This window comes from Micromonospora sp. NRRL B-16802 (genome assembly GCF_001279555.1).
In the GTDB taxonomy this organism is placed as follows: domain Bacteria; phylum Actinomycetota; class Actinomycetes; order Mycobacteriales; family Micromonosporaceae; genus Micromonospora; species Micromonospora profundi.
Genome location: NZ_LGEB01000142.1, coordinates 1 through 417, shown reverse-complemented (window position 1 = coordinate 417; position 417 = coordinate 1). Strand labels below are relative to the sequence as shown.

Below are 417 nucleotides of genomic sequence, written 5' to 3'. Positions count from 1 at the left end.
GTCAGCTGGTGGCGTAGCCGCGGGTGGCGATCCAGTCGGCGAGGTGCTCGACGGTGATGTCGTAGGAGGCGGTGTTGGGGTTGGCGGAGTCGGCGATGGTGACGGTGTTGCCGTTGTCGGTGTAGCCGACGACGCTGATGTAGTGGCCGCCTTCGAAGGAGTGGGTGTTGCCGTCGGTGTCGGTGGTGGTGCCGGCGATGTTGGCGACTACGGCGCGGCCGTCGTCGACGGTCTTGACGATGTCCTGGCGGAGTTTGTCGGTCTGCTTGTCGTCGGCGGCGGGGGTGCTGATTTCGACCGAGCGGTAGGCGTTGTTCTTGCCGGTTTCCTTGTTCAGGACGGGGGTGATGTCGTTGATGCTGTTGGTGCCGGCTTCGGTGGTGCCCATTTCCTTGGCCATGGCGTCGACGCTGATGT

Annotated in this window: 1 protein-coding gene; it reads right to left on the bottom strand. The window is 64.3% G+C overall.

The features are described from left to right. Position 1: 1 nt before the first annotated feature. Positions 2-417 (bottom strand): C39 family peptidase (locus tag ADK66_RS30375; RefSeq protein ID WP_197281698.1); only part of this gene is annotated, 416 nt, incomplete at its 5' end.